The 26668-nt window shown below is 68.1% G+C and carries 29 protein-coding genes and 1 tRNA gene; 19 read left to right on the forward strand and 11 right to left on the reverse strand.

The window, feature by feature from the left end; all coding sequences use genetic code 11:
- Positions 1 to 5 precede the first annotated feature (5 nt).
- Genes A5673_RS07940 through A5673_RS07950 form a run of 3 tightly spaced genes read left to right on the forward strand, consistent with a single transcriptional unit; the run spans position 6 to position 2930 of the window.
- On the forward strand, positions 6 to 1730 hold the full coding sequence (locus A5673_RS07940) for a virulence factor Mce family protein (RefSeq protein ID WP_068229516.1): 1725 nt from the start codon (positions 6 to 8) through the stop codon (positions 1728 to 1730).
- A 10-nt stretch (positions 1731 to 1740) separates the two neighbouring features.
- The gene (locus tag A5673_RS07945; RefSeq protein ID WP_231970933.1) at positions 1741 to 2448 is read left to right on the forward strand and encodes a mammalian cell entry protein; all 708 of its coding nucleotides are present in this window, start codon (positions 1741 to 1743) and stop codon (positions 2446 to 2448) included.
- Positions 2448 to 2930: a mammalian cell entry protein gene (locus tag A5673_RS07950; RefSeq protein WP_068229523.1), complete on the forward strand. Its 483-nt coding sequence runs from the start codon at positions 2448 to 2450 to the stop codon at positions 2928 to 2930. Before A5673_RS07945 ends, A5673_RS07950 begins: the two co-directional genes overlap by 1 nt.
- Positions 2931 to 3011: 81 nt before the next feature.
- On the opposite strand, the gene A5673_RS07955 is transcribed toward A5673_RS07950, so the two are convergent.
- Genes A5673_RS07955 through A5673_RS28995 form a run of 3 tightly spaced genes read right to left on the reverse strand, consistent with a single transcriptional unit; the run spans position 3012 to position 5262 of the window.
- Positions 3012 to 3590 (reverse strand): hypothetical protein, encoded by a 579-nt coding sequence (locus tag A5673_RS07955; protein ID WP_068229525.1) that lies wholly within the window; start codon positions 3588 to 3590, stop codon positions 3012 to 3014.
- 58 nt (positions 3591 to 3648) lie between these two features.
- Positions 3649 to 5097 carry a trehalose-6-phosphate synthase gene (locus A5673_RS07960; protein ID WP_068229527.1) on the reverse strand — a complete coding sequence of 483 codons (1449 nt, stop codon included), beginning with the start codon at positions 5095 to 5097 and terminating at the stop codon, positions 3649 to 3651.
- Positions 5098 to 5262, reverse strand: a complete 165-nt coding sequence (locus A5673_RS28995; RefSeq protein WP_139830586.1) for a hypothetical protein — start codon at positions 5260 to 5262, stop codon at positions 5098 to 5100.
- Between the two features lie 95 nt (positions 5263 to 5357).
- Between A5673_RS28995 and A5673_RS07965 the strand changes: the two genes are divergently transcribed.
- Both A5673_RS07965 and A5673_RS07970 read left to right on the forward strand, forming a co-directional pair.
- Entirely contained in the window at positions 5358 to 6281 is a 924-nt protein-coding gene (locus A5673_RS07965; protein ID WP_068229529.1) for an enoyl-CoA hydratase, read from the forward strand.
- A 228-nt stretch (positions 6282 to 6509) separates the two neighbouring features.
- Entirely contained in the window at positions 6510 to 7340 is an 831-nt protein-coding gene (locus A5673_RS07970; RefSeq protein WP_068229532.1) for an SDR family oxidoreductase, read from the forward strand.
- Here the strand turns inward: A5673_RS07970 and A5673_RS07975 are convergent.
- Positions 7323 to 8213, reverse strand: a complete 891-nt coding sequence (locus A5673_RS07975; RefSeq protein ID WP_068229535.1) for an NAD(P)-dependent oxidoreductase — start codon at positions 8211 to 8213, stop codon at positions 7323 to 7325. The genes A5673_RS07970 and A5673_RS07975 overlap by 18 nt on opposite strands.
- Positions 8214 to 8232: 19 nt before the next feature.
- Between A5673_RS07975 and A5673_RS07980 the strand changes: the two genes are divergently transcribed.
- On the forward strand, positions 8233 to 9024 hold the full coding sequence (locus A5673_RS07980) for an SDR family NAD(P)-dependent oxidoreductase (protein ID WP_068229540.1): 792 nt from the start codon (positions 8233 to 8235) through the stop codon (positions 9022 to 9024).
- A gap of 11 nt (positions 9025 to 9035) precedes the next feature.
- Here A5673_RS07980 and A5673_RS07985 read toward each other — a convergent pair whose 3' ends face one another.
- From A5673_RS07985 to A5673_RS07995, 3 genes are all read right to left on the reverse strand, one after another.
- Positions 9036 to 10601, reverse strand: a complete 1566-nt coding sequence (locus A5673_RS07985) for an LCP family protein (RefSeq protein ID WP_082958605.1) — start codon at positions 10599 to 10601, stop codon at positions 9036 to 9038.
- 346 nt (positions 10602 to 10947) lie between these two features.
- The gene (locus A5673_RS29900) at positions 10948 to 11322 is read right to left on the reverse strand and encodes an integrase (protein ID WP_068229546.1); all 375 of its coding nucleotides are present in this window, start codon (positions 11320 to 11322) and stop codon (positions 10948 to 10950) included.
- A gap of 16 nt (positions 11323 to 11338) precedes the next feature.
- Positions 11339 to 11545: a hypothetical protein gene (locus A5673_RS07995; protein WP_068229669.1), complete on the reverse strand. Its 207-nt coding sequence runs from the start codon at positions 11543 to 11545 to the stop codon at positions 11339 to 11341.
- 131 nt (positions 11546 to 11676) lie between these two features.
- On the opposite strand from A5673_RS07995, the gene A5673_RS08000 reads away from it, so the two are divergent.
- The gene (locus tag A5673_RS08000) at positions 11677 to 12822 is read left to right on the forward strand and encodes a TDT family transporter (RefSeq protein ID WP_068229549.1); all 1146 of its coding nucleotides are present in this window, start codon (positions 11677 to 11679) and stop codon (positions 12820 to 12822) included.
- A 98-nt stretch (positions 12823 to 12920) separates the two neighbouring features.
- Positions 12921 to 13796 carry an alpha/beta fold hydrolase gene (locus A5673_RS08005; protein ID WP_197518322.1) on the forward strand — a complete coding sequence of 292 codons (876 nt, stop codon included), beginning with the start codon at positions 12921 to 12923 and terminating at the stop codon, positions 13794 to 13796.
- Positions 13797 to 13808: 12 nt separating this feature from the next.
- Here A5673_RS08005 and A5673_RS08010 read toward each other — a convergent pair whose 3' ends face one another.
- Positions 13809 to 14297 carry an SHOCT domain-containing protein gene (locus A5673_RS08010; protein WP_068229551.1) on the reverse strand — a complete coding sequence of 163 codons (489 nt, stop codon included), beginning with the start codon at positions 14295 to 14297 and terminating at the stop codon, positions 13809 to 13811.
- Positions 14298 to 14397: 100 nt separating this feature from the next.
- On the opposite strand from A5673_RS08010, the gene A5673_RS08015 reads away from it, so the two are divergent.
- From A5673_RS08015 to A5673_RS08040, 6 genes are all read left to right on the forward strand, one after another.
- Positions 14398 to 15045, forward strand: a complete 648-nt coding sequence (locus A5673_RS08015) for a S1 family peptidase (RefSeq protein WP_068229554.1) — start codon at positions 14398 to 14400, stop codon at positions 15043 to 15045.
- A gap of 81 nt (positions 15046 to 15126) precedes the next feature.
- A complete protein-coding gene (locus A5673_RS08020; RefSeq protein ID WP_082958606.1) occupies positions 15127 to 15597 on the forward strand; it encodes a lipoprotein LpqH in 471 nt (156 codons plus the stop codon).
- 40 nt (positions 15598 to 15637) lie between these two features.
- Positions 15638 to 16519 carry an MAP_0585 family protein gene (locus tag A5673_RS29480; protein WP_068229676.1) on the forward strand — a complete coding sequence of 294 codons (882 nt, stop codon included), beginning with the start codon at positions 15638 to 15640 and terminating at the stop codon, positions 16517 to 16519.
- A gap of 94 nt (positions 16520 to 16613) precedes the next feature.
- Entirely contained in the window at positions 16614 to 17393 is a 780-nt protein-coding gene (locus tag A5673_RS08030; RefSeq protein WP_068229559.1) for an enoyl-CoA hydratase, read from the forward strand.
- A 143-nt stretch (positions 17394 to 17536) separates the two neighbouring features.
- Entirely contained in the window at positions 17537 to 19870 is a 2334-nt protein-coding gene (locus tag A5673_RS08035; RefSeq protein ID WP_068229561.1) for a hypothetical protein, read from the forward strand.
- A gap of 135 nt (positions 19871 to 20005) precedes the next feature.
- On the forward strand, positions 20006 to 21346 hold the full coding sequence (locus A5673_RS08040; protein WP_068229569.1) for a PE domain-containing protein: 1341 nt from the start codon (positions 20006 to 20008) through the stop codon (positions 21344 to 21346).
- On the opposite strand, the gene A5673_RS08045 is transcribed toward A5673_RS08040, so the two are convergent.
- Positions 21343 to 21993: an RES family NAD+ phosphorylase gene (locus A5673_RS08045; protein ID WP_156748000.1), complete on the reverse strand. Its 651-nt coding sequence runs from the start codon at positions 21991 to 21993 to the stop codon at positions 21343 to 21345. The genes A5673_RS08040 and A5673_RS08045 overlap by 4 nt on opposite strands.
- Positions 21990 to 22568, reverse strand: a complete 579-nt coding sequence (locus tag A5673_RS08050; protein WP_068229575.1) for a hypothetical protein — start codon at positions 22566 to 22568, stop codon at positions 21990 to 21992. Before A5673_RS08050 ends, A5673_RS08045 begins: the two co-directional genes overlap by 4 nt.
- An 80-nt stretch (positions 22569 to 22648) precedes the next feature.
- On the opposite strand from A5673_RS08050, the gene A5673_RS08055 reads away from it, so the two are divergent.
- Both A5673_RS08055 and A5673_RS08060 read left to right on the forward strand, forming a co-directional pair.
- Positions 22649 to 23587 (forward strand): alpha/beta hydrolase, encoded by a 939-nt coding sequence (locus A5673_RS08055; RefSeq protein WP_068229580.1) that lies wholly within the window; start codon positions 22649 to 22651, stop codon positions 23585 to 23587.
- 46 nt (positions 23588 to 23633) lie between these two features.
- Positions 23634 to 24398: a DUF732 domain-containing protein gene (locus tag A5673_RS08060; protein ID WP_068229584.1), complete on the forward strand. Its 765-nt coding sequence runs from the start codon at positions 23634 to 23636 to the stop codon at positions 24396 to 24398.
- 301 nt (positions 24399 to 24699) lie between these two features.
- On the opposite strand, the gene A5673_RS08065 is transcribed toward A5673_RS08060, so the two are convergent.
- Positions 24700 to 25479: a DUF4383 domain-containing protein gene (locus A5673_RS08065; protein WP_082958608.1), complete on the reverse strand. Its 780-nt coding sequence runs from the start codon at positions 25477 to 25479 to the stop codon at positions 24700 to 24702.
- A gap of 164 nt (positions 25480 to 25643) precedes the next feature.
- On the opposite strand from A5673_RS08065, the gene A5673_RS08070 reads away from it, so the two are divergent.
- The 3 genes from A5673_RS08070 (at position 25644) to A5673_RS08080 (ending at position 26554) form a co-directional block, all read left to right on the forward strand.
- On the forward strand, positions 25644 to 25874 hold the full coding sequence (locus tag A5673_RS08070; protein ID WP_068229590.1) for a deoxyribodipyrimidine photolyase: 231 nt from the start codon (positions 25644 to 25646) through the stop codon (positions 25872 to 25874).
- Between the two features lie 156 nt (positions 25875 to 26030).
- Positions 26031 to 26402 carry a pyridoxamine 5'-phosphate oxidase family protein gene (locus A5673_RS08075; RefSeq protein ID WP_231970942.1) on the forward strand — a complete coding sequence of 124 codons (372 nt, stop codon included), beginning with the start codon at positions 26031 to 26033 and terminating at the stop codon, positions 26400 to 26402.
- A 76-nt stretch (positions 26403 to 26478) separates the two neighbouring features.
- Positions 26479 to 26554 (forward strand) — tRNA-Thr (locus A5673_RS08080).
- The last annotated feature ends 114 nt before the right edge of the window (positions 26555 to 26668 follow it).

The raw sequence follows: 26668 nt of genomic DNA on the forward strand, positions 1-26668 counted from the left end.
GCGCGATGATCGACAAACTCACCAGGATCCAACTGTGGGTGTTCGCGGTGATCACCGCCATCACGCTGACCGTGATGGCCGTCTTCTACCTGCGGCTGCCCGCCACGTTCGGCATCGGAACCTACCAAGTCAGTGCGGATTTCGTCGCCGGCGGTGGGCTGTACAAGAACGCCAACGTCACCTACCGCGGCGTCGCGGTCGGCCGCGTGGAGTCGGTGGGCCTGAACCCCAGCGGCGTCACCGCCGAAATGCGGCTCAACAGCGGCACCCCCATTCCGGCGAACGTCACCGCCACCGTCAAGAGTGTGTCGGCCGTCGGCGAGCAGTACATCGACCTGGTGCCGCCGGGGAATCCCGCATCGGCCAAGCTGCACGACGGATCCCGCATCGACCGGGCGAACACCCGGATCGGCCAGGACGTCGCCGACCTGTTGAAGCGGGCGGAGGCGCTGGTCAACAGCCTCGGCGACACCCGGTTGCGCGAGCTGCTGCACGAGACGTTCGTCGCCGCCAACGGGTCCGGTCCCGAGCTGGCCCGGTTGATCGAGTCCGCCCGGCTGCTGGTGGACGAGGCCAACGCCAACTATCCGCAGGTCTCGCAGCTGATCGACCAGGCCGGCCCGTTCCTGCAGGCCCAGATCCGCGCGGGCGCCGACATCAAGTCGCTGTCCGACGGGTTGGCGCGGTTCACCTCCGAGGTGCGCCAAGCCGACCCGCAGCTGCGCCAGACGCTGGCCACCGCGCCCGGGGCCACCGACGAGGCCAGTACCGCGTTCTCCGGAATCCGGCCGTCGTTCCCTGCGCTGGCCGCCAGCCTGGCCAACCTCGGCCGGGTCGGCGTCATCTACCACAAGTCGATCGAGCAGCTGCTGGTCGTTCTGCCGGCGCTGTTCGCGGCGATCACCACGGCCGCCGGCGGCGCCCCGCAAGACGAGGGCGCGAAGTTGGACTTCAAGCTCGACCTCAACGACCCGCCGCCGTGCGCCGTCGGCTTCCTGCCGCCGCCGCTGATGCGCACCCCGGCTGACGAGACGCTGCGCGAGCTCCCCAGAGACATGTACTGCAAGGCGGCCCAGAACGATCCCAGCACCGTGCGCGGCGCCCGCAACTATCCCTGCCAGGAGTTTCCCGGCAAGCGGGCGCCGACGATCCAGCTGTGCCGTGACCCGAAGGGCTACGTTCCGGTTGGCCGCAACCCCTGGCGCGGACCGCCGGTGCCCTACGACACGCCCGTGACCAACGGCCTGAACGTGTTGCCGCCCAACAAGTTCCCGTACATTCCGCCGGGCGCCGAACCCGATCCGGGTACCGCCATCGTCGGGCCACCGCCTCCCGGCGTGGTGCCCGGGCCGGGACCGCTGCCCAACCACCAGCCGGCTTACGACCCGCCGCCGCCCAACGACAGCGGACCGCCGCCGGGCAACCCGTCGTGGCACCCGCCCGGGGTGCCGCCGGTGCCGCCGATGCTTCCGTATCCGAAGTGGCTGCCCCCGCCGGCACCGCCGGAGGGCATCAATCCCCCGCCGGCGGGTCCGGGACCGGAGAAGCCGTGGGGGCCGCCGCCCGGACCCCAGCCGCAGGCCAGCGGCCCGTCCTACGCCACCTACGACCAGCGCACCGGAGCCTTCACGGACCCGGCCGGCGGCACTGGTATCTTCGCGCCCGGCGCGAGCGGCGCGTCGAGCGCCGAGAACTGGGTGGACCTGATGCGTGATCCAAGGCCTCTTTGATGGGCTTGCAGTGACAGCAGAACAAGCGACGACGCAACGCGTCCGTCGGCGGGCCTCCCGCGCGGCGGGCCCCGCCAAGAGCGAGTCAGATGGGGCCGCCGCGGTCCAAGTCGATGCCCCGGCCGCGTCCGAGCCGTCGGCGAAGCCCGCCGCCAAAAGGGCGACCTCGCTCAAGCCGGTCAAGCCGCCGCCCCGGCGGCGGCCCCACCGGACCCTGGTGCTCTGGACGTCGTTCGCCGCGGCGCTGCTCGCCCTCGGCGCGCTGGCCGGCTGCCTGGCGTTCATGCTGACCCAGCAGCGGCAAGCCGACGCCAGGCAGGCGCGTGATCAGCGCTTCGTCGACACCGCCACGCAGACCGTGGTCAACATGTTCAGCTACAAGCAGGACAACATCGACGACAGCGTGAACCGGTTCTACAACGGCACCAGCGGCCCGCTGCACGGCATGCTGGGCGCCAACAACAACATCGAGAACCTCAAGGCCCTGTTCCGCTCCACCAACGCCACCTCGGAAGCCGTCGTCAACGGCGCCGCTCTGGAGGGCGTCGATTCGGTCACCGACAACGCGTCGGTGCTGGTGTCGGTGCGGGTCACGGTGGCCGATATCGACGGGACGAACAAGCCGTCCATGCCGTATCGGCTGCGGGTGATCGTGCACGAGGACGAGCGGGGCCAGATGACGGGCTACGACCTGAAGTATCCCGACGGGGGGAACTGATGCGGTGGCTGATCGCCGTCGTGGGTACGTTCCTGGCGGTGGCTTTCGTCGGCCTGTCCGCGGCGGCCGGCTGGTTTTACTGGGAGCGGGTCCAGACGCGCGGCGAGGCGGCCGCGCGCGCGGTGCTGCCCGGGCTGGCCGCCAAGGAGATACCCGAGGTCTTCGCCTACGACTACCAGACCGTCGAACGCAGCCTGTCGGCCGCCTACCCGCTGCTGACGCCCGCGTATCGCCAAGAGTTCCAGAAGAGCGTCAACACCCAGATCATTCCGGAGGCCAAGAAGCGCGAGGTTGTCGTTCAGGCCAATGTCGTTGGCGTGGGCGTCATGTCGGCCAAACGCACTTCGGCGTCGGTGATGGTCTACATGAACCGCACGGTGACCGACAAGTCACGGCAGCCGCTCTATGACGGCAGCCGGTTGCGGGTCGACTTCGCGAAGATCGGCAAGCAGTGGCTGATCGCCTACATCACGCCGATCTAGCACCTGAGGCCCCAGCGTCACACTGGCGTGACGTTCGGCAACCACCGCCACGCTGGCGTGACACTCGGCGCCGCGACAACCTCAGAAGCACATGGCGAACTCGTTGCAGCGCAACGGGTAACGCTCGACCGGGCTGGGCGGTGGCCCGGCCATCTGCAGCGAGAACGGTTGCTTCTTCATGTCGGACGGCAGCCCACAGACCGGGCCGTGCAGGGTGGTGTGGGTGCCGGTCATGGTTTCGTCGCTGAACGCGTAGGTTTCGGTGGTCGGCGCGGTGCCGCCGCCCGGACACGAAACGCCGTCGGCCTTGTCCACCTTGAAGGTCCACAGCATGCTCGACATGCGGGCCCTGCCGCTGAAGTTCTGCAGCTTGTCCGCGGCGGTGATCCGTTCGGGCGTCGAGCTCACGACGTTCAGGGCGCAGTTCATCGCGAAGACGATCGGGTCCGAATAGTCGTTCATGTTCCGGGTTCCGTTCGGCTGAACGCACAGCGCCGAGATGGTCCAGGTGACCCCGGATACGCCTGCCTCGTTGAAGGTGTAGGTGCCGTCCGCCGGCGGCCCGATGGCGCCGGCCGGGTGGCCCGATTCCGACGCGATCCCCAGCGCGACGGCCGCGCAGACGCCGGCGCCGGCGGCCAGCCCACGACCGAGTTTCATGATGCCCCTCCCTTCACGCTGCATCGAGTATCACAGCGTTTCGGCCGCGACACCATGGCTAGTTGGGGCCGTGCGGATGCGACTGGGCGAGAGCGTCCAGGAACGACCGCGCCCAGCGGTCGACGTCGTGGGCGAGCACCTGGCGTCGCATCGCTCGCATCCGGCGCCGGCCCTCCTCGTCCGTCTGGTTGAGCGCCGCCTCGATTGCGTCCTTGAGCCCTTCGAGGTCGTGTGGGTTGACCAGGTAGGCCTGCCGCAATTCGGCTGCGGCACCGGTGAATTCGCTGAGCACCAGCGAGCCCCCGAGATGGACGCGGCAGGCGACGTACTCCTTGGCAACGAGGTTCATCCCGTCGCGCAGCGGGGTGACCAGCATGACGTCGCTGGCGACGAAGAACGCGATCAGTTCGTCGCGGGGAACGGGGCGATGCAGGTAGTGCACCACCGGGTGACCGACCTCGCCGTATTCGCCGTTGATGTGGCCGACCTGACGCTCGACGTCGCTGCGCAGGATCTGATAGCTCTCCACCCGCTCGCGGCTCGGCGTGGCGAGCTGAACCAGCACCGTGTCGTCGCGTTTGGCGCGGCCCTCGGCCAGCAACTCGGAGAAGGCCCGCAGCCGAACGTCGATGCCCTTGGTGTAGTCCAGCCGGTCGACGCCGAGCAGGACCTTTCGCGGGTTGCCCAGCTCGGCGCGGATCTCGCGCGCGCGGCGTCTGACTTTCGGGTCGCGGGCCGCGTGGTCGAGCGCGGACGAGTCGATCGAAATGGGAAAGGCGCCCACCCGGACGGTGCGCGATTCCAGCTCCACCTCGCCGAATCGCGACCGCACCCCCACGGACCCCCGGGAGGTGTTGACGCCGATCAACTGCCGGGACAAGAACAGGAAGTTCTGCGCGCCGCCGGGCAGATGAAAGCCCACCAGGTCCGCGCCGAGCAGCCCCTCGACGATCTCGGTGCGCCAGGGCATCTGCATGAACAGCTCCACCGGCGGGAACGGGATGTGCAGGAAGAAACCGATGGTCAGGTCGGGCCGCAGCTCGCGCAGCATCTTGGGCACGAGTTGCAGCTGGTAGTCCTGCACCCACACGGTCGCGCCCCGGGCCGCCGCGTGCGACGTGGCCTCGGCGAAGCGGCGGTTGACCGCGACGTAGCGGTCCCACCATTCGCGGTGGTAGATGGGTTTGACGATGACGTCGTGGTACAGCGGCCACAGCGTGGCGTTGGAGAATCCCTCGTAGTACTCGGCGACGTCGTCGCTGGTCAGCCGCACGGGATGCAGGTGCAGGTCATCCTGCTCGATCGGCTGGTAATCCAGCTCCTCGTCGTCGTCGGCGACTCCCGGCCAGCCGACCCACGCGCCGCGCCGGCGACGCAGCAGCGGCTCTAAGGCCGTGACCAATCCCCCGGGGCTGCGTTTCCAGGCCGTGGTGCCGTCGGGAAGCCGCTCGAGGTCGACCGGCAGCCGGTTGGCGACGACTACGAAGTCGGAATTGCCGAAGCCCATTTAAGTGTCGAGCTTGGCCGGTCCAATACCGAGCATGGACAAGAAGACGCGGCACTCGTCGGCGTCGTTCGCGTACGCGGCGACGACCCGCCTGGCCTGGCTCGCGGTGCTGTCGGCCAGCGGCTCAACATCGCCGATTTCGCCAGGATCAGATTTCGTAGGCATGACATAACTCTAGGCCAAGGGCGGCACCCGGCGAGAACCCGCTTACATCCTGGCCGTAATGTGTAAACCCTCGGATCTGACAGAAGGTGGGCGGAATGACACTCTCCGACCAAGCCGGCGCGCAAGCCGGTGCCGCGCCGGCCAATGAACTGGTGACCTACGAGACCCTCGACGACGGCCGCGTCGCCCGGATCTGGCTCAACCGGCCGGAGGCCCACAACGCGCAAAGCCGCGGCCTGCTGATCCAGCTCGACGAGGCGTTCCTGCGCGCCGAGGCCGACGACGCCGTGCGCGTGGTGATCCTGGCCGCGCGCGGCAAGAATTTCTCCGCCGGCCACGACCTCGGGTCCGAGTTGGCGATCGCCGAACGCAGCCAGCTCCCGAGCTTCCGCATCAACGGCGGCACCCGCGATCCCATCGCCGAGAAGATCTACCTGCAGGAGTGGCACTACTTCTTCCAGAACACCTGCCGCTGGCGCGATCTGCGCAAGATCACCATCGCCCAGGTGCAGGGCAACGCGATCTCGGCGGGGCTGATGCTGATCTGGGCCTGCGACCTGATCGTGGCGGCCGACAACGCGAAGTTCAGCGACGTCGTCGCCGTGCGCCTGGGGATGCCGGGCGTCGAATACTACGCCCACCCTTGGGAATTCGGTCCCCGCAAGGCCAAGGAGCTGTTGTTGACCGGCGACGCGCTGGACGCCGACGAGGCCTACCGGCTGGGCATGGTGTCGAAGGTGTTCCCGGTCGACGAGCTGGCGGACAAGACGCTGGAATTCGCCCGGCGCATCGCCGATCGGCCCACGATGGCGGCGCTGCTCGTCAAGGACTCGGTGAACGCGGCCTCCGACGCGATGGGGTTCACCGAGGCGCTCCGGCACGCGTTCCACATTCACGAGCTGGGCCACGCGCACTGGGCCGCGCACAACGAGAACAGGTACGCCGTCGGCCTGCCGCCCGACGTCGAGGACTGGCGCGACGCCAAGCCCACGCAGATCGCCCGCCGCGATACGCCGTAACGCCGGCGGTCGGCTCTGTCGAGTGTGAAATGCCGGCGGTCATCGCCATCGAGTGTGAAACCTGGGCTTTTGGTGTGCGTCCGGGGCGCGATCTCGTCGATTTCTCAACCCTCGGTACACACGCAAAGCCCTGAGGACACGCAATCCCTTGTCCCGGGACGTAAGTGGCGCGTGTGACCGCTCGCCTATGCTAGAACCCGTTTCAGTTTTGGCGTGAAGGGATGCGGCGTGCAGCTTTCTTTCGACAACCGGACGTACCTGGTGACCGGTGGTGGCAGCGGGATCGGCAAGGGGGTCGCGGCCGGGCTGGTGGCGTCCGGGGCGTCCGTCATGATCGTCGGCCGCAGCCCCGATCGGCTGGCGGCGGCCGTCAAGGAGATCGAGGTGCTCAAGGCGGACGGCTCGATTCGGTATGAGCCCGCCGACATCACCAACGAGGAGGAGGCCGCTCGCGCGGTCGACGCGGCCACGGCCTGGCACGGCCGACTCCACGGGGTCGTGCATTGCGCGGGTGGGTCGGAGACCATCGGGCCGATCACCCAGATCGACTCGGAGGCCTGGCGCCGCACGGTCGACCTGAACGTCAACGGCACCATGTACGTGCTCAAGCACGCCGCCCGCGAGCTGGTGCGCGGCGGCGGCGGATCGTTCGTCGGGATCTCCTCGATCGCGGCCAGCAACACCCACCGGTGGTTCGGCGCCTACGGCGTCACCAAGTCGGCCGTCGACCACATGATGCAGCTGGCCGCCGACGAACTCGGCCCGTCGTGGGTGCGGGTCAACAGCATCCGCCCGGGCCTGATCCGCACGGATTTGGTCGTGCCCATCACGGAATCGCCCGAGCTGAGCGCGGACTACCGGCACTGCACGCCGCTGCCGCGGGTGGGGGAGGTCGAGGACGTCGCGAACCTGGCGATGTTCTTGCTGTCCGACGCGGCCAGCTGGATCACCGGGCAATGCATCAACGTCGACGGCGGCCACCTCCTGCGGCGCGGCCCGGACTTCTCCGCGATGCTGGAACCCGCGTTCGGTGCCGAGGGATTACGCGGAGTGGTCTGAGCTTCCGGCGTCCCGGGCGGCGAGGGTGGCCAATGCCGACCAGTCCAACTGGCCGCCGCCCGTCGCCACCAAAGTCAGGAAGCGGTCCCGCAGCAGGCTGGCCACCGGCAGCGGCACCTCGAGCTGCTCGCCGGCCGCGAGGACCAGCCGGACATCCTTGAGGCCCAGGCTCGCCGCGAAGCCGGCCGGCTCGAACTCCTGACGCGCGATCAGCCCGCCGTAGGTCTGATACGCCGGCGCGGCGAACAACGTCGACGTGAGGATGTCGACGTACTGCTGCCGGTCGACACCGGCCTTGGACACCAGCGCCACGGCCTCGGCGATCGTTTCGATCGCCGACGCGAGCAGGAAGTTGCCGCTGAGCTTCACCAGATTGGCGGTGTGCGGCTGCTCGGACACCACGAAGGTGCGCTGGCCGATCGCGTCGAACAGCGGCTGCACTGGCTGCAGCACCTCCGGGGCGCCCGCGGCGATCACGAAAAGCTTTGCCGCAGTGGCCGCTTCGGGCCTACCGAACACCGGCGCGGCGGCATAGCGCTGGCCGGCGTCGGCGTGCGCGGCGGCGAGGCGCTCCGACAGCGCGACGCTGATGGTGCTCGACGACACGTGCATGGCCCCGGCCGGCAGCGACGCCACGATCCCGTCGGGGCCGAGCGCGACGGCCTCGACGGCCCGGTCGTCGGCCAGCATGGTGAACACCACCTCGGCCCGGCACGCCTGCGCCACGGTGTCCGCCGCGGTCGCGCCCCGCTGCACGAGGCCTTCGGTCTTGCCGGGGGAGCGGTTGTACACGGCCACGCGGTGACCCGCGGCGACCAGGTTCGCCGCCATGCCCTGACCCATGTTTCCCAGGCCGATGAATCCGATGTCCATGTCATACACTCTGCCTTCTATGAAGCGACTCGAGGGCAAGCGGATCCTGGTGACCGGCGCCGCGTCGGGGATCGGTCAGGCGACCGCGTTGCGGTTGCTCGACGAGGGCGCGACGGTGGCGGCCTCCGACGTCGCCGAGGACGGCCTGGCCCGGACGAAGGCGCTGGCGGAGGAGGCGGCGACCGCCGACCGCCTCACCACCATGGCCATGGACGTCGCCGCCGAGGAGTCGGTGATCGACGGCGTTCGCCGGGCCGTCGAGACCCTCGACGGCCTGGATTCGCTGGTCAACGCGGCGGGCATCTTGCGCGCCGCGCACACGCACGAGACCAGCCTCGAACTGTGGAATCGGATCGTCGGCATCAACCTCACCGGGACCTTCCTCGTGGTCCGCGAGGCCCTCGGGGCCCTGCTGGCGAATCCGCGCAGCGCGATCGTGAACTTCAGCTCGACGTCGGCCTCGTTCGCCCATCCGTACATGGCGGCCTACGCGGCGAGCAAGGGCGGCATCCAGGCCTTCACGCATTCGTTGGCGCTCGAATACGCCAAGCAGGGGCTGCGCGCGGCGTGCGTGGCGCCGGGCAGCATCAAGTCCGGAATCACCGATGCCACCGGGGGATACATCCCCACAGATGCCGACTGGTCATTGTTCCCGAGGCTCATGCCCATCCTGCCCACGACCGTCGAATCCAGCGGGGCCGGAATGGCCGAGCCCAGCGCGATCGCCGGCGTCATCGCGATGCTGGTGTCCGATGACGGCGCCTGGATCACCGGCACCGAGATCCGCATCGACGGCGGCACGCACGCCTAGCCGCGGCGCCGCTAGTTGACGCAGGGCACCCCGCCGCCGTCGATCGGCTTCCCTTGATCGGGCGTCGGATAGGTCGTGGTGGTGCCGTTGTAGTAATACGTGTTGGACTTGCTGGTCGTGGTGGTGGTGGTGGTCGTTGTCGTGTCGTCCATCGTGGTGTCGTCCTGGGCCGGCAGCGAGAAGTTGGTGTCCACGGTCACCCGGATGTGCCCGGGCTGCACGGCGGCGTTGGGCTGCTTGGGCGCGTCGAGGCCGAGCAGGGTGGCCACGTTGCGCGCGTCGGTCTCCGCGCCGGCGCCGTATTCGATGGTGGTGGCGGTCGGTTCACCCGAATTGCGGTCGCGCACTTGACCGGCGGTGTAGCCGTGCTTCTTCAGCGCGCGGGACACCTCGGTGGCCATCCCGCTCACGCTGCCGGCATTGACCACGTCGACGACGGTTGACGGGCTGGGTTTGGCGGCGGTGGTGGCGGGCGTGGTCGACGGCTGTGGTGCGCCGATCGCCTGGGCCACCTCGGCTTTGATCGCGGCCGGGTCGATGATGTTCACGTCCTGACCGTCGATGTTGTCGTAGCGCACGACGGGCAGCGTCCGGAATTCGACGTTGCCGCTGGAGAACAGCGTGCCCAGGCGCTGAATCAGTTCCTCGTCCCAGCCGGAGGACAGCACCACATCCTTGCGCGCCACGGCCATCAAGCTCTTGAGCTTGTCCAGGTTCGTGAAGGTGCCCGAGGCCTGCAGCTCCTGCATGACCGACGAGATGAACGCCTGCTGCCGGTGGGTGCGGTCCAGGTCCCCGTTTTCCAGGCCGTGCCGCTGCCGGACGAACGAAAGCGCTTGGGAGGCATCCAGTGTCTGCCGCCCGGCCGGGAAGTCGGCGCCCGAATACGAGTCGTAGACCGCGTGATTCAGGCAGACTTCCACACCGCCCAGCGATTGGGCCAGGTCGTAGAAACCGGCCAAGTTGACCTCGGCGAAGTAGTCGATCGGGACGCCGGTGAGGCTGCGCACCGCGCGCAGGGTCGCCGCCCGGCCCGCCTCCCGGCCCTTGGTCTCGAGTTCCTTCTGACTGCTGGTGCCCTGATTGGCGAGCTTGTTCGCGACGTATTGCTTGGTCAGCCCGTACGCCTCTTTGATTTTGATGTGGTTGTATCCCGGAACGCCGTTGAACGCCACCCAGTCGTCGCGCGGGATCGAGAAGGCGACGACCTTGTTGTCGGCACCGATGTGCACCAGGATCAGCGTGTTGGTGTTGTAGCCGCCGTCGTCGGAATCGCCGGCGTGCAAATGCTTCAGGATCGAGTAGGGCAGATCGTTGCCGTCCTGGTCTTTGCGCGAGTCCAGCCCGATGAGCAAGATGTTCATGTTGTCGCCACTGGAACGCGGATCCTCCGCCGACAGCGCGTCGGAGACCGTGATGCCGCCCAGCGCCCCGTGGGCCACGTAGTACCCGGCCCCGGTCATCAGGATGGCCCCCACCGACACCAGCGTCATCAACCCGCGCGTCAGTCCCTTGCGGAGGCGCGACGGTTGGGTAACGGCCCGATGGCGGCGATGCGCGCCGCCTGAGCGTGCCATCAAAAACCTCGTCCTTTTACCAGCGCACCACCCGGCACCGCAACGGCGGTTTGCGGTGATGTCGCTTGCAGCATGCCGTCAAGTATGCGTTAGCTTGCTGTGAACCCCCCAATTGAGCGGGTTGATGTAACGAGGCTCACCCGCCGCCGGCCGCCCCGCTTCGTCGCGTCGATTCGGCCGCTACCAGCGGCTTTGCGCACAATCTGCCGGCCCGTGCCGCGCCGTCGTGCCGGGATCGAACCCAACCCGTTACCAATTTGGCATTCCGCGTCGAGTTGTTGCGCGAAATGTGCGCGGAATTTCGGCCAACTGGTCGACGTTCGCGATGCGGGTGGTCGAACGCCATTCAGCAATACGGATATTCAATGTGCCATCGGCCGTTCACATAGTCGGCCCGATACTGACCGCCCAGTTGAGGATTCGCATCGCGAATGAACCCGGAACCGCCGGCGTAGGGCGCGAAACCAGGCGGATCCCAGGTGACGGACTGGGGGTTGGGCGGCAAATCGGGCGTGCAGGTGAGCTGCTTCTCGACGTAGCCGTCGATGATCCTCTGCTCGGCGGTGGCTTGATCGCCGGCGTCGGGCGGAGGGTCGGCGGGGCAGAAAGACGCTGTGCGACAGAGGTTTTGGCGTACATCGACGAGCGTCATATCGCCGGCGGGGGTGGCGGCCATCGAGGCGACGATCACGAACAGTGCCGCTGCCGCACGTACCCACATGGTGGCCTCCAGCTGCCTATCGGGGCCTGACCAGGTCCTCGCCGGACGCGTAATACCAGCGAATATTCGAGCCCGCGACGATTTCGGCGAGGTATACGCCGAGCGGTTCTACCTCGTAGTAATAGTGAACGTTGCCCTGCGGGTCCACTGCCGAGGCGCACGAAAGGCCCGGGGCGCCGCACCGTTGCTTCACCGGTATCGCCAGGACGGCGATGAACAACATGACGGCAATCACCAGCGTCAGCGGCGCGCCGCCCAGTCCGCGACGGGTCCGCGCGGGATGGGTCACGTTCGGAGTGTAGGGGCTCACAAATCGACGTGCCCCGCCACGCGCCGCACTAGGGTCTGCTGGCTATGGCCACAGTCAACGCGCACGCGCCGTCGCCGCACACCCGGGTCGAGGTGCTGGGCAACATCGGGCCCAACTGGTTCGCCGCGGTCATGGGCACCGGCATCGTGGCCACCGCGGGCGCCACGCTGCCGGTCCACATCGTGGGGCTGCGGGCGTTCGCCCAAGTGGTCTGGGTGATCGCAGCGGGGCTGCTGACAGTGTTGATCGTCCTGGTGGGCGGTCACTGGTTGCGCCACCCCACCGTGGCGCGCACTCACGCGCGTAATCCGCAGATGGCCCATTTCTACGGTGCGGCGCCCATGGCGCTGCTGACGGTCGGCGGGGGAGCGGTGCTCGTCGGCTCCGATCTGATCGGTGAACGCGTCGCCGTCGACCTCGACTGGGCGCTCTGGGCGGGCGGTACGCTCGGTGGGCTGTTCACCGCGGTCAGCATCCCGTTTCTCATGTTCACCCAGCACGACGTCGAGCCGGACGCGGCGTTCGGCGGATGGTTGATGCCGGTCGTTCCGCCCATGGTGTCGGCGGCGACGGGCGCGTTGCTGCTTCCACACATGGCGGCGGGCGCCGGGCGAGAGACCATGCTCTACGGCTGCTACGCGATGTTCGGGCTGTCGCTGATCGCCTCGTTGAACATCATCGCGATGATCTGGTCCCGGCTGGTGCTGTACGGCACCTCCGGCACCGCGCGCGTGCCCACCCTATGGATCGTGCTCGGCCCGCTCGGCCAATCCATCACTGCCGCAGGGCTTCTCGGGGCGACCGCGCCGCTTGCCGTCAAGCCGGAAGTGGCCGAGGACATGGACGCGTTCGCGATCCTTTACGGGGTTCCGGTGTGGGGGTTCGCGATGCTGTGGATCGCGCTGGCCGCCTCACTCACGGTGCGGACCCTCCGACGGGGCATGCCGTTCGCCCTCACCTGGTGGAGTCTGACCTTTCCGGTGGGCACCTTCGTCACGGGCACCGCGCAGCTCGCCGCGCACACGCATCTGCCGGCGTTCAAGGCGACCGCGACCATCGCCTACGCCGGTTTGCTGTTCACCTGGTTTCTGGTGGCCGCCCGCACCGCGCGGGGAAGCCTGCGCGGCAATCTGCTCAAGCTGGCGCCCAGCAGCGCACCCGTCAAGGCCAGCAAGCAGCGCCTCTCCTAGTCGGGCCGGGTTGATCCGGCGGATCGCCAAGTTCTCCGGAGGGGACCAATACCTCACGGAAGCGCCGGGAGATTGCGAGGTCGTCTTACTATCTCCTGATGACGAGCGCACCTGAAACGTTTTCGACCCGGGGGACCGGCGGTGTTCGCATCGTCGCCGACCGGCTGGGCGATCCCCAAGCGCGCGCCGTGGTGTTTCTGCACGGTGGCGGGCAGACCCGCCGCTCCTGGGCCAAGGCGGCGGCGGCCGTGGCCAACCGCGGCTGGCAGGCCGTCACCATCGACCTGCGCGGCCACGGGGAATCCGACTGGTCCAGCGAGGGTGACTATCGCGTGGTCAGCTTCGCCGCGGACGTGCAAGAGGTGCTGCGCACTCTGCCGTCGCGCCCGGTGTTGGTCGGCGCGTCCCTGGGTGGCTTCACCTCGATGCTGCTGGAAGGCGAGCTCTCCCCGGGCACCGCCAGCGCCGTCGTCCTGGTCGACATCGTGCCCAACATGGAGCAGTCCGGGGCAACCCGCATCCATAACTTCATGTCCGACCGGGTGGAGTCCGGCTTCGGCTCACTCGAAGAGGTGGCGGACGCGATTGCCGAATACAACCCGCACCGGCCCCGGCCCACCGACCTCGACGGACTGACCGCCAACCTGCGCCGCCGCGGCGATCGCTGGTACTGGCACTGGGATCCGCAGTTCATCAGCGGCACCGCGCCGTACCCCCCGTTCGAGGTCACCGACGCCGATCGGATGCACGCGGCCGTCGACGCGATCCTGCGTAATGGCGTGCCGATGCTGTTGATTCGGGGTCAGGTGAGCGACCTGGTCAGCCAGGAGCGCGCCGACGAGTTCCTCGCGCGCTTCCCCCAGGTCGAGTTCACCGATGTGCGCGGCGCGGGACACATGGTCGCCGGCGACCGCAACGACATCTTCGCCGAGGCTGTCCTGGGTTTCCTTGGCCGGCATGTGGACGCCGGGTGACACGCGTACCGCCTACTGCCCGAGCAGTTTTCGCTTCTGCGCCTCGTACTCGTCGGCGGTGAGCTCGCCCCGGTCCCGCAGGTTCATCAGCTCGGTGAGCCGGTCCACCGGACTGCGGGCCTGTTCTTCCAGCCATCGCTCGCGCATCGCGAAAGTCGCTTGCCGGGCGGCGTTTTGGGCCTCGGGGGAGCGATCCAGGATGACCTTGTGCTGATCGGAAGGGTCGTAGAGCACCGCGACCACGGTGTTGAGCCACGGCCGCTCCGCCTCCCAGAGCCAAGCCTCGATTCGGGCCTCGAACGCGGGCGCATTCTGGGGCTGCACCCGGACCGTCATCGCCCAGAGGTCCGGCGTCGCCTGGGTAGGTGGGGTCTGATAGAAGGGGTCGTTGGTTTTGTAGAGGCCGGACATCGTGCGGCGGGTGGACAGCACGGTAGCCATCGCCGCCCGGCCCTGCCCGCGTAGTTTCCGCTCCAGCCGTCGGCCACCGATACCGAACACGCGTCCTCCACTTCGCACTGGATAACCCTGCGGCCAACGACGTCGAACCGAACCCAGTTGCTGCTGTTAACATGCTGCCCTACCCAAGAAGAGAGGCGGCGTGGGGTTGCGTTGGTTGCGAGGGTCGGGGGCGATCGCCGCCGTGGTCATTGCGGCGACGGTCCTGGCGCACCCCGTCCTGGCCGACCCGGGGGTGGCGCCGGGCATCAAGGTTGAGGACGAAAACAGCTCGTGCACAGCGGGCTTCGCGGCCCAAGGTGATGACGGCAGCTATTACCTCATGACCAGTGGGCACTGTGACCACCACGACGATTCGGTATGGACCTACGGCGATGACGTCCGGCTCGGAAGGATCACGGCCAGCGAGCAAGACGGCGACACGCGGGACGCCGCCATCATCCATCTCAATCCGAACGTCGGCGCGCCGGACGGTCACGTCGGCGGCAAGTATCCGGTCCGGGATGTGTTGAGCGCGGCGCAGATTCAGGTCGGCATGCCGTTCTGCAAGATCGGCGCGGTCACCGGAGAGACGTGCGGGACCGTCAAGAGCGTGGAGAACGACGTCGTCGAGACCAGCGTCTACAGCCTCAACGGCGACAGCGGCAGTCCCGGTTTCGTGAAGAACCCGGACGGCACCGCCAGCGCCGTGGGGCTGCTGACGTCTTCACCCGATGGTGACGATTACACGACGTACTTCGCGCTGGTGACCCCCCTGCTCGGCAAGTGGGGCCTGCGCGTCCTGGCCTGACCACCGGGCGCGAGAACCGACGTTTGCGAATGGTAGGAACGGGGAAAAGGTAGCGCACCAGCGACACGAAGGGGAGCACTAGTGAAGCGTGGGATCGTGGTCGGCGTAGCGGGCATGGCCGTGGCGGTCGCGGCGTGTGCCGGTTGTTCGAGCAACAAGTCCAGCACCGGAGCCTCAACGAGTTCGGGGGCGCCGGCGGCGTCGGGCCCTCAGCTCACGGTCGATGGTCAAAATCAAAACGTCAGCGGCCAGGTCACGTGCAACACGGCCAATGGCGTGGTCACCATCGGAATCGGTGACGCGACAGCCGGTATCGGCGCCGTGCTCAGCACCGACAATCCGCCGATCGTTCATTCCGTCGGGCTGGGCAGCGTCAACGGCATCGCGCTAGGCTTCTCCGACGCCGCTCCGAACCAGGCCAGCAACGCGGGGGCCGCGGTCAACGGCAAGTCCTACGCGATCAAGGGCACGGCGACGGGTACCGACATGAGCGACCCGCAGCAGCCGAAGACGGTGACCAAGCCATTTGAGCTGGACGTGACCTGCCCGTAGCGCAGGCACCGACACCCAAGAGGGGACGCATTCCATGTCGATGAAACGTATTGCCAGCGCGGCGGCGCTCGTGGCCGGCCTCGGGATCTCCGCGCTGAACCCGGGGTTCGCCAGCTCCGCGCCGCTCGACCCGCCGCCTCCGTGCCCGAACTGCCACGGCGGTGGTGGCGGCGGGGCGACACCGGCGCCGCAGAACCCGCCGCAGGCGCCGAGCACGCAAAGCCAGCCGCCGGCCACCCACAGCACCGCGCCGCCGGCCACCCAGAGTCAGCCGCCGGCCACCCAAAGTCAGCCGCCGGCGACGCAGAGCACCCAGCCGCCGGCCACCACCGAGCCGCCGGCCACCACCGAGCCGCCGGCCACCCAAAGCACCCACCCGTCGTGGACACGCGGCAGCGAGCCGCCGAGGACGGAAACCACGCAGCCCGGCGGGCAGACGACTCCGCCGAGCCCGCAAACCACGGCACCGGCGAGCGGGCAAACCAGCCCGCCGTCGGGGCGGGAGGCGCGCCCGGCGCTGAATCCGCCGAGCACGCAGCCTCCCCACCCGGCCTACGTTCCGCGCCGCGACCTGGTCACGGCCAGCGCGGAAGTCGGCGGCCCCGCCGGTAACGCCCAATTCAGCATCGTGGGCCGAGGCGCGCCGCCGCCGCCGGTCCGCGGCTGGGGCTGGAACGACGGCCCGGCTCCGCACCGCGCCCCGCCCGGCTGGTATGGCCCGCCGCCCCCCGGCGGCTGGGACGGTCCGCCGCCTCCCGGCGGCTGGAACCGCCCGTGGAGCGGGCCGCCGCGCGACGTCGTCCACGCTCGGTCCGATTTCGGCCCGTTCGAGTACAACACCTTCACCGTCTTCCCGGTCTTCAACTGGTATTACGGAGGTTGGGGTTACTGGTTCTTCGGCGTCTGGGTACCGCTGTACTGACGCTCTCGAGCCCTTTGTGAAAGCCGCCCCGGCATGCGTCGGGGCGGCTTCCAACTGTCGGCCCCAGTCGACAAGCGAGGCCGGGAAGGGGCGCATGGGCACCGCGGACAAGCGATTCGTCAGGCTCGGCCGCGACGGCGGCGTCGTCACCCTCGAGTTGATCAACGCCAAACCGCTGAACATCCTCGGCACCGGGGCCATCGAGGAACTGACGCGGACGTTCGCCACCGTGAGCCACGACAGCGACGTGCGGGTCGTCGTATTCCGCGGATCCGGCGAGAAGGCGTTCATCGGCGGCGCCGACATCAACGAGATGGTCGCCCTCGATCGGTCCAGCGCCGAGGTGTTCATCCGCCGGCTAGCGGGCCTGTGTGAGGCGATTCGCGACTGCCCGGTCCCCGTCATCGCCCGGCTCGCGGGCTGGTGCCTGGGCGGCGGCCTGGAGGTCGCGGCGTCGTGTGATCTGCGGATCGCCGAGTCGGGAGCCACATTCGGGATGCCGGAGGTGGCGGTCGGCATCCCGTCGGTGATCCATTCGGCGTTGCTGCCGGCGCTCATCGGGGCCTCGCACGCGGCGTGGCTACTCCTCACGGGGGAGACGGTCGACGCCGACACCGCCGCCTCCTGGGGCTTGGTGCACGAGGTCGTCCCGGCCCGTGCCCTCGACGCCCGAATTGCCGAGCTGGCAACGAAATTCGTCGGATTCGGCCCGCAGGCGGTCCGCCAACAAAAGCGGCTACTCAACAGCTGGTTCGATATGACGGTGCACGGGGCGATCGAGGACAGCATCGAGCAGTTCGCGCTCGCGTTCCTGACCGGGGAGCCACAGCAACATATGCAGGCGTTCCTGTCGCGCAAGAAAAGTCAAAACTGAATGCCGCGAAAGTGCAACTACCAGCCGGCACTCGGGAAATGTGTCGGTAGTTGCACTTTCGCGTTCAGTCGTGCGCTGAATTGACCGGCAAATTTGCGGCAGTAGTCTGATCTCGAGTTTGGCAGGGGCCGGAGGGGGGTGGTATGCAGCTCCAATACATCAGCATCCCTGGGCTGGTCGCCGCCGCCGGTGGCGATCCTTGGGCGATCAATCAAAGCCTGCAAGCCGGTCGTCCGGCGCAGATCTCGGCCCTGGCCGGCGCTTTCCACGGTGCGGGCAGATCCACCGCCGAGGCCGACGCCACGTTCGAGCAGGCGCGTCGTCGCTTCGAGGAGTCCTGGACCCACGAAAACGGCGATAATCCGATCAACGATTCCGCCGAGGTGCAGCGCACCGCGCGAGCGCTGGGGGAGCAGTCCGAGCAGTTGCCCAAGATCGGGGCGCATCTCGAAGAGGTCGCCGCCGCCCTGGCCGAGGCGCAAAAGGGCGGCAAGGCAACGATCTCGGCCCTGGAAACGTCGCTGCGCGAGCTCGACGACATGATCGCCCAGGCCGTGGCTATGAAACATCATGTGACTACCGACGAGGATCGGCACGCGCTTGACGAATTCATCGATTCGTGCGAGAACGGCGCGGTCGACGTCACCAAAAGGGCTGTGGGCCGGCTGCATTCGATCCGCGGCACCTATTCGAAGATTCTGCAGAGCGGGCAGTCAAATCTGGCCACCGATGGATATGACCCCGCCAGGATTTGGGGCGCCGACGGGCATGAGGCGGAGACGCCCGACACGGCCGAGCGAGACGTCCACGGTGCGCTCGGCGGCGATAAGGGCGCCGCGGCCCGGGTCAACGGCGTGCTGGGCACCATCACCCCCGACCAGCTCGCCGGCAAGGTGCCGTTAACCGCCGAGCAGGCAGCGGTTTTGAGTCAGCTGCAGGCACAAGAGCATGGGATGACCGTTCCCCAGCTCCAAACCGCCGAAGAACGCCTCGGTGTCGAGAAGAACATGATCGGCGACTCGTTGCAGCTGATGAGCAACCCGAGCCTCACGTTCCCCAAGACTCCGCTGAAAGTGGGTGCCAAGCAGGGATCGGACACGACGCGCGGCGGGTTTTCTCAGCTGCCGCAGAGCGTGCAGAACACACTCACCGGCAACGAATCGTCTCGCTGGTCGGCCGACGATATGGAGTCGATCGCAAAGATCGTCGGCGACGGAAACCCCGCGCTGCAGCACGGCACCGAACTGGACAAAGCGATGCTCGACTGGGGTGCACGCGAACTGCACGAGGAGCTCCCGCACGGACAGCTCCTCGACCACAGCCTGCTGCACGGCGACCAGCGCGGCGTCCTTGACGACGTGTTCCGCGCCGCCGGGCGAGATCACCTGCGGGTGACGGACCTGATCACCGGCGGCGGTCACGATCAGTTCCTGTCCGACGTCACCCACAATCGGTGGGACGACGGCGGCAGGGCGGTCGGCTCGTTGTTCAGCTGGACCGAGAACCCAACCGGGGCGGAGGCCGAAATCGCGGGCAGGACCGCGCATTCCTACGCGACCTATCTGGGCCAGCACGCCGGCGATCTGCTCAAGCTGCCCGACGGGTTGGGCACCACCACGCTGGGTGGGGCGAATCCCGGTCTCGTGCAGTCCTTTGCGCACGGGCTGGCGCCGTACATCCCCAACATCGCGGGCGAACACAACGACTTGTCGCAGTTCTTCGGCACCCCCGACTCCGCCGAGAACCAGGAAAACGATTCCTGGCCGGTGGCGAAAGGTATTTTCTCGGTGTTGAGCACCGACAAGACGGCGTCGGACTATTTCAACGGCGCCGCCGACCGCGACATCATCCAGGCCGACAGCCGGTTCGCCCAAGCCGTTGGCAACCACGTGCCCGATCTAATCAATCACGACGAGGGCCTCAAGTACGCGGCCCGGTTGAAAGGCCTCGTCGACGTCGGCACGTACAACGCGTCGAACTCCGACGCGATGGCCGCGTACAACCTGAAGAAATCGGCCTACGAAGTCCTCACCAAGGGCGGCAGCTTCGGCGTGGGCGCGCTTCCGGTCCCGGGCGCCGGAATCGTCGGCGGCGGAGCGGGTCTCATCGGCGCGGCCATGGAGCACGACATCGTTGGTGCACAGCCGACCACGCCGTCGATCCCGGACATGCCGCACACCGCGCCACCGCGGCTCGTGCTCGACGGCTTCCTGGCGTCCGGCCAACCCCTGAACGGGCTCGGACCGGAGTTCTACCGGCCCGTCGACCCGCAGCAGCCCCATGGCCCCATGCGGATCGCCACCTACGCCGAAATGCCCCAGGCGTGGCGTGACGCCAATCCCGTCGAAAGTTACGACAGCGATCTCTCGAGCGCGCTCAGCCGGACCCTCGGCAACGACACCGTCACGCGGGTGGACGACGACATCGCGACGTACTACAACAACATCGTGCACAACCCGCAGCCTTGGAAAAAGTGACCACGGGCTGAACCCCTCGCCAACACGCGCGGAAGCGCAAACGGCGATGCTCGTTTTCAAATCTGCCGATACGCGTATTTTTTCTGGCGCTGAGCCTCATGATGGCGAGTACGCAGGAGCACCGGGGGGTGGGCGATGTCGTTTGTGGTCGTGACGGCGGACGTCTTGGAGACGGCCGCGGCGGACGCCGCGCAGGTCGGTGCGGCGGTAAGCGCCGGCAATCTGGCGGCGGCCATCCCGACGACCGAACTGGCCGCGGCGGGCGCCGACGAGGTGTCGGCGGCCATCTCGGCGCTGTTCGGCGCCCACGCCCAGGAGTATCAGGCGGCGGCGGCGCGGGCGGCGACGTATTCCGAGCAGTTCGTGCGCGCGCTGAGCGCAGCCGCGTCGTCGTACGCGGCCGCGGAGGCCGGCATTGCGGCGTCGCTGCGGGCTCCGCTGGGCGGGGCCGCCGCGGCGCCCCTGGCCGGTCCGCTTCGCGCGATCGAACAGGCCTGGGACAACAGCCCTTTCGGCCAGGCGCTCGCGCCGATCATCAACGCGGCCATCGGCGGCACCGGCGGCAACCAGCAGTCGATCGTCATCGACTTCGTGCGGCACGGCCAGTCAATCGGCAACGCGGCCAACCTGATCGATACGGCCGTGCCCGGACTGCCCCTCACCGCCCTGGGCGCCCAGCAGGCGACGGCAATCGGCACGGTGCTTGGGGCACAAGGCAACTTCGCGGGGGTTTTCGAGTCGCAGCTGACCAGGGTGCAGCAGACCGCGTTCTTCGCCGGCATGACCAACGTGCCGATATTGTCCGGGCTCAATGAGATCAACGCCGGCATCTTCGACGGCGCACCGGACATCAGCCCCCAGGGCCTCATGTACCTGGTGGCCCCGCTGGCGTGGACGCTCGGATTCCCGATCGTGCCGATGCTCGCCCCCGGATCCGCGCACCTCAATGGGATCGTCTTCGACCAAGGCTTCACCAACGCGATGCAGACGATGTACGGCACCGCCATGACGAACCCGGTGGTGAACCCGGTGAACGGCCACGTCACCGACGTCGCTTTCTCCAGCGAATTCGCGATCGAGGTCGGGACGCTGATGAACGTCAACAACCCGAACCCCCTGCTGATGCTCACCCACCCGTTGCCCAACACCGGCGTCATCGTGGTGCAGGGCAGCCCGCAGGGCGGCTGGACGATGACGAATTGGGACGGCATACCCGTGGGGCCACCGACCCTGCCCACCAAGCTGTTCGTCGACGCGCGCGACCTGATCACCGCGCCGCAATTCGCGGCCTGGAACAGTTGGGCGGCCTTCGGCACCGGCGATCCGGTGACCTTCCTCAGCGCCGCGCAAAATGGCGTCGACGAGGTCGCCGGCGCGGCGCTGCACTTTCCGATCGCGGTGACCCGGGACCTGGTGCACGCCGTGACCCATACCAGCGTCGGCGGGCTGTCGGCGGAACTGGCGGGTCTGATCTAGACCATCGAGTAGCCGAGACGGTCGGCGACACGAGCGATGCGCTTTGCCAGGCCGGGATGCGTCAACGGGTGCGAGGAGGATGGCCGCAGCGGCATTGCCGTCGCGGCCGGCGGAAACAACGCGATGCACGCCTTGCCGGCGAACCGGCTGTTGTACCGCATTCCATCGAGGGTCGGGTACGCCGCGACGATGACGCGGGCCCACCTTTGGGTGATCGCATGGGGCGCGGTCGACATGGCAAAAGTGCCGCCGGCGCGCGTCGGCCACGCTCCGGCGCTGTCGACGGCGACATCGAGCAGCAGTAGGTCTCGGGTGAACCGCAATGACGTCAGGTACGGCGCTTCGCGGACCCGGTCGATGGTGCGGTGCGCTCGGAACGCCTCGGCAAGCGCTGCACCGGGCACGGAGGCCCCGTACCACACGCCGTGGTCGGGGTGGTCGCCCTCGGGTTGTGGGTGCGGGTCGAACCTCAGCAGCGGCCCATAGACCCGAAATTCGTTCCAGGCCAAGACATGTTCGCCCTGCGTGCGATGCACCCGCCACCATGTCGCTGACCGGCGGATCGCGCGCAGTTCGTCGTCACGGATCCCGATCGCCTGCAGCTTCTCTTTCGACGGCGGATCGCCAAGGGTTTCGGCGTCGCTCACCTGCTGGCCCAGTCGGCGGCCTCGGCAACGCTGAGCACCAGCCGAATGTCTCCGCCGCTGCGCAACCAGTCCAGTGGCGACACCGGTTCACCATCGACGCTCAGGTCGGGTTGCGGTGCGGTGAGGAACCCAGCGACCGACACGGGATGCAGGTCGGTCGGGAGCGCCGGCAATACCTGGTCGAGCCCCCGGATCTGACCGCGCCGCCCGGCCTCGTCGTCGAACTGCAGAGCGGGAAAGACCCAGCCGCCGCGATCCTGAATCGCCCATAAGGTGCGGTCGGCGCGGCGCTGGCGCACCCGAGATTCGTTGACGCCGAGAAGCTCGGCGACCTGACCACCCGAATACGCCGTGTTGATGAGACGGGCGACGCGGCCGAGCGTCTCCACCGTGACGCGGGCGTATGCGCGGTCATCCTCGGCGAAGTCCGACTCATCGAACAGCGCCGCGTCCGCCTCCGAGAGCGCCGCCGCGTCGGGCCGGATCGAGGGGAGGCTCTGCAACGCCTCGGCCAGGTCCGTGCCGCTGATCGCGTAGTGCTCGGCGATCATTTCTCCGAGGTCGTTGGCCGTCATCACAAATCCCCACTTCTAACGCGCGTTAACAACATACTATCATCGTTAACGCCGGTATCCCGAGGGAGCAGGAGGCCAAGATGACATACGCGTTCGACCCCGAGCTCGCCGCCGTGGTGCCCATGCTGCCCGACCTCGACGGTGCCGATCCGGCGGCGATGCGGTCGTCCCTCAAAGCCATGATCGCCCAGTTGCCGGCCCCGGACCTGACGGGCGTGGACTGTGAGGATCGCCTGATCCCCGGCGGCCCCGGCGACCCGGAGGTGCCGGTCCGGATCTACCGACCAACGCAACGCAGCGGACCCGCGGCGGTCTACAGCGTCCACGGCGGCGGGTTCATCGCGGGAGACCTAGAGACCGAACACGCCGGCAACGTGGGGCTGGCGCGCGCGCTCGGTGTCGTGGTGGTCGCCGTCGACTACCGGCTCGCCCCGGAGACACCGTTTCCCGGGCCGCTCGAGGACGTCTACGCCGGGCTGGTGTGGACCGCGGCGCACGCGGCCGAGCTCGGGGTGGATCCGCGCCGCATCGCCATCCACGGCGTCAGCGCCGGCGGCGGGCTGTGCGCCGCGCTCGCGCTGCTGGCCCGGGATCGTCAGGGTCCGCACATCGCGTTCCAGTTCCTCGGGGTGCCCGAGCTCGACGACCGGCTCGCCACCGCCAGCATGACCGCCTTCACCGACACCCCGCTGTGGAGTCGCCCGAAGGCCGTGGCGAGTTGGGACTGTTACCTCGGCGCGGGCCGCGCCGGCTCCGCGGACGTGTCGATCTATGCCGCACCCGCCCGCGCGACCGACCTGGCGGGATTACCGCCCGCCTACATTTCCGTGATGCACTTCGACCCGCTGCGCGATGAAGGCATCGCCTACGCCCAGGCCCTGCTGGCCGCCGGGGTCACCGTCGAATTGCATTTGTTCCCAGGGACTTTCCACGGTTCTGCCCTCATCCCGGACGCGGCGATCTCGCGGCGCGAGGGGGACGAGGCGGTCGCGGTGTTGCGCCGGGCGCTCGCCTTGTAGTCGCCGCCGCTTGTGAGAACGTTCTCGCACCATCAGACTGGCTGATATGCGCGATCGGGAGACGATCGACTCAGAATTGCGGCGCATCGCCCTTGGGCGCCGGTCGATCCGTGAGCAGGGCGGGCAGCCGTCGATCCGGGAGGTCGACGACCTGCTCGACGAGCGGCTGGGCCATCGCGCGCCGGTACCCGAGCCGGAGGTTGCCGCCGAGACCGGGCCCCGGCGCACGACCGGTGCCATCGCGTCTTCGCGCCGCAAGGGCCCGCTGCGTCGCCTCGGCCTCCTCGCGGCCTTGCCGCTATCCCTGATCGCCGGTGTCGCCGCGGTGGTGGTGATATCGCGGGCGCACAACCCCGAGCCGGCGGCCGAGCCGGCGGCAGTCCCGCCACCGCCGTCGAGTGTGCGACCCAGCCCGGCCGCGCCGGCTGCACTCGCTCCGCAGCTCGACATCGCGGACCGCGTCTTGATCGGCGCGTTGAAACACGACGGCGTGCCGGTCCCCAGCCCCGAGTACGTGACGACCCATGGGCACGCGGTCTGCGACTTCCTCAGCCGCCAACCGGATTTCGCCGAGGCGATCCGATTTGTCCAAGGATCGACGATATGGGACTCCAACCAGAGCGCGAGCTTCGTGGGCGGAGCCGTCGTCTCCTACTGTCCTCAGTACGAACAGGCAAGCCCGGGGGAGCTACAGCCGGGCCTCCAGAAGGCCCTCTCGGACCTGCAGGCCGTGCAGGGTGACCTGCAGGGCATCCGGGGCGACCTGCAAGGCATCCGAGACGCCCTGCCCGCTCTCCCGGGCCAACCGTGATCTATCACGGATCGGGTGGCGCTGGCGGCGGAGTCCATCGCTTGCCATCCGTCGTCCATCCGCACGGCAGGTAATTGAGCTGCTGGCCGTCGAAGGTCAGGCACTTCGGCGTGCCCGGCGGCGGTCTGGGGGTCGGTGGCGGCGTGCCGGCGTGCGCAACGGTCCCGCTGAGCATCAAAGCGCCAACGGCAACTGATACCGCGACTAACTTCCGCATCCGAGGCCCGGCAAGTGCTACGACCAACCAATATCAATGCTAGGCGGATGCCCCCGCGTGGAACCTGGAAAGTTCCTGCCAGTATCAGCGGTGGCGTAGCCAGATGACGATGCCGGCGACGGCCACCAGGAGCGCCATTGCCACGACGATCCAGCGTGAGAACACCGGAGTCGTGGGCCGAGGGACGGGGTGCTTCGCGTCCGTTGACGCTGCCACCCGGTGCGCTGACGGCTCTTCGGTCGCCGGGCTCTGTGGCGGTGGGTTTGGACGACCGCGCGGCTCCGGTGCGCTCGTCGACGAAACCGCCCTCACGGGCGCGGCCGGCGGGTCGGTGGTGGACGGCGCGGGGGTCGGCGGTCGTCGCCGATCGCGACGCCGCCGCCGTCGCGGCGCCCAGACCTCGTCGCCCAGCTCGTCGGGAATCAGCCACATCAGCAGTGCGAGGTTGACCACCGCCAGCACACCGTGCAGCAGCACGTCCGCGGCGTGAAACCCCAGCGGCGTCGGTTTGTCGCGCGCCGTGGCGACGGCGCTGATGAACAGCAAGAGGGTGTAGGCGAGGGCACTCAGCGCGGTCACGGCTATCGCCGCGCGGCGATTCCAGGAGCACGCCATGGCCGCCACGCCAAAGGCCAGCAGCATCCCGCTGTACCAGGGGGTCGCGGTCAGACCGAGAACCGAGGACCCGGTGGGCCCGGCATGCGGATGCAGGGCCGCCGAGACGAGCCCGGCGATGCCGAAGGCACTCACCAGCGCGCCCTCGAGCAAAACGAACCAACGCCCGCTGTGGAACCGCCCCGGGTCCATCGGGACCCTGCGCAGTCCCGACGTCAACCCGGGGACATGACCCGCCGTAACCGGCATCGCGTGACCTCCAGCGCCAACAATTTCCTTTGGTAAGGACTACCCGCTGCCGGCGGGACTACTCCCCCACGGTCCTTGCGGCGCGCTTGGTTGTTTGCCGGTTTGGGTATCTACGCAGTCAGACCGGCGCACACCCCGACTGTGTCGTTCACCGAGGAGGCATCATGTTGCACAGCGTTGTCCTGGCAGCGGCACAACAGCCGGAGGCCGCGGGCATCATCCTCAAGGGCATCAAAGGCATCTTCGTCGCGATCGGCAGCGTCGTCGCGGCCATCGTGTGCGCCGGCATCGCCGCTATGAAGGGCCGCAGCGCTCTCGGCTGGGGCATTCTCGGGCTGTTCTTCTCGATCCTGACGTTGATCGTCGTCGTCGTCATTCCATCGAAGAAGTCTTGACCCGATTGTGGTCATCCGACGTGGGCACTTTGGCCCTAGGTGCCCACGCGGAAGGTAGTGCAAGATTCTGAGGCTATGGACGATTTGGACTATGACGGCGGCCTCGGCTTGACTCGGCCGGCCGTCGGCGCCCAACGGCTAAGCGACACCGAGGCGATGCGCTTGCTGGCCGGCGCCGAGTATGGGCGGGTCGTCTTTACGCTTAGTGCGCTTCCCGCGGTCCGTCCGGTCAATCATCTGGTCGACGACGGCCGCATCATCATCCGCACCCGGCTGACCTCGGCGATCTCGGCCGCCATGCGGTCTAGGGACGATTCGGTGGTCGCCTACGAGGTCGACAGCTTCGACCCGGCGACCCGGACAGGGTGGAGCGTCGTTGCAACAGGGCGCATGTACACCGTCACGGATCCCGCCGAAGTCTCGCGCTACGAGCAACTGCTGCACCCGTGGGTTAACCAGGCGGACACCGTCATCGCCATCGAGCCCACGATCGTCACCGGCTTCCGCATCCACGCGCCCGAACCGTAGATCCTGCCGGCTCTGCCCGCAGCTGCGACGGCATCACCCCGTCGTAGAATCGTCGTGGCTCATCGAGCCGACCCCGGCCGCGTTAGCTCAGTTGGTAGAGCGTCGCTCTTGTAAAGCGGATGTCGAGAGTTCGAGTCTCTCACGCGGCTCCATTCATGTGCGGAGTCGTTTTCGAAGGCCGTCGGCTAAAGGTGTTCTGCACCAATGCATGTCAACAGTCGCACCGCCGACGCTTGCTCTTGGAGGCCAGGCTCGACACCGAGTCT

Source organism: Mycobacterium sp. E3198, from assembly GCF_001667015.1.
Classification (GTDB): Bacteria; Actinomycetota; Actinomycetes; order Mycobacteriales; family Mycobacteriaceae; genus Mycobacterium.

Bases quoted from the DNA above. Each gene is read 5' to 3' on its own strand.
- A5673_RS07975 (WP_068229535.1), bottom strand. From the start codon at position 8,213: ATGGACATCGGATTCATCGGCCTGGGAAACATGGGTCAGGGCATGGCG.
- A5673_RS08060 (WP_068229584.1), top strand. From the start codon at position 23,634: ATGCGCGATCGGGAGACGATCGACTCAGAATTGCGGCGCATCGCCCTT.
- A5673_RS08070 (WP_068229590.1), top strand. From the start codon at position 25,644: ATGTTGCACAGCGTTGTCCTGGCAGCGGCACAACAGCCGGAGGCCGCG.
- A5673_RS07980 (WP_068229540.1), top strand. From the start codon at position 8,233: ATGAAGCGACTCGAGGGCAAGCGGATCCTGGTGACCGGCGCCGCGTCG.
- A5673_RS08040 (WP_068229569.1), top strand. From the start codon at position 20,006: ATGTCGTTTGTGGTCGTGACGGCGGACGTCTTGGAGACGGCCGCGGCG.
- A5673_RS07995 (WP_068229669.1), bottom strand. From the start codon at position 11,545: ATGTTGTTCATCGCCGTCCTGGCGATACCGGTGAAGCAACGGTGCGGC.
- A5673_RS07960 (WP_068229527.1), bottom strand. From the start codon at position 5,097: ATGGGCTTCGGCAATTCCGACTTCGTAGTCGTCGCCAACCGGCTGCCG.
- A5673_RS08005 (WP_197518322.1), top strand. From the start codon at position 12,921: ATGACGAGCGCACCTGAAACGTTTTCGACCCGGGGGACCGGCGGTGTT.
- A5673_RS07950 (WP_068229523.1), top strand. From the start codon at position 2,448: ATGCGGTGGCTGATCGCCGTCGTGGGTACGTTCCTGGCGGTGGCTTTC.
- A5673_RS07940 (WP_068229516.1), top strand. From the start codon at position 6: ATGATCGACAAACTCACCAGGATCCAACTGTGGGTGTTCGCGGTGATC.
- A5673_RS07965 (WP_068229529.1), top strand. From the start codon at position 5,358: ATGACACTCTCCGACCAAGCCGGCGCGCAAGCCGGTGCCGCGCCGGCC.
- A5673_RS07955 (WP_068229525.1), bottom strand. From the start codon at position 3,590: ATGAAACTCGGTCGTGGGCTGGCCGCCGGCGCCGGCGTCTGCGCGGCC.
- A5673_RS29900 (WP_068229546.1), bottom strand. From the start codon at position 11,322: ATGTGGGTACGTGCGGCAGCGGCACTGTTCGTGATCGTCGCCTCGATG.
- A5673_RS28995 (WP_139830586.1), bottom strand. From the start codon at position 5,262: ATGCCTACGAAATCTGATCCTGGCGAAATCGGCGATGTTGAGCCGCTG.
- A5673_RS08000 (WP_068229549.1), top strand. From the start codon at position 11,677: ATGGCCACAGTCAACGCGCACGCGCCGTCGCCGCACACCCGGGTCGAG.
- A5673_RS08055 (WP_068229580.1), top strand. From the start codon at position 22,649: ATGACATACGCGTTCGACCCCGAGCTCGCCGCCGTGGTGCCCATGCTG.
- A5673_RS08030 (WP_068229559.1), top strand. From the start codon at position 16,614: ATGGGCACCGCGGACAAGCGATTCGTCAGGCTCGGCCGCGACGGCGGC.
- A5673_RS08050 (WP_068229575.1), bottom strand. From the start codon at position 22,568: ATGACGGCCAACGACCTCGGAGAAATGATCGCCGAGCACTACGCGATC.
- A5673_RS08035 (WP_068229561.1), top strand. From the start codon at position 17,537: ATGCAGCTCCAATACATCAGCATCCCTGGGCTGGTCGCCGCCGCCGGT.
- A5673_RS08075 (WP_231970942.1), top strand. From the start codon at position 26,031: ATGCGCTTGCTGGCCGGCGCCGAGTATGGGCGGGTCGTCTTTACGCTT.
- A5673_RS08065 (WP_082958608.1), bottom strand. From the start codon at position 25,479: ATGCCGGTTACGGCGGGTCATGTCCCCGGGTTGACGTCGGGACTGCGC.
- A5673_RS07985 (WP_082958605.1), bottom strand. From the start codon at position 10,601: ATGGCACGCTCAGGCGGCGCGCATCGCCGCCATCGGGCCGTTACCCAA.
- A5673_RS29480 (WP_068229676.1), top strand. From the start codon at position 15,638: ATGAAACGTATTGCCAGCGCGGCGGCGCTCGTGGCCGGCCTCGGGATC.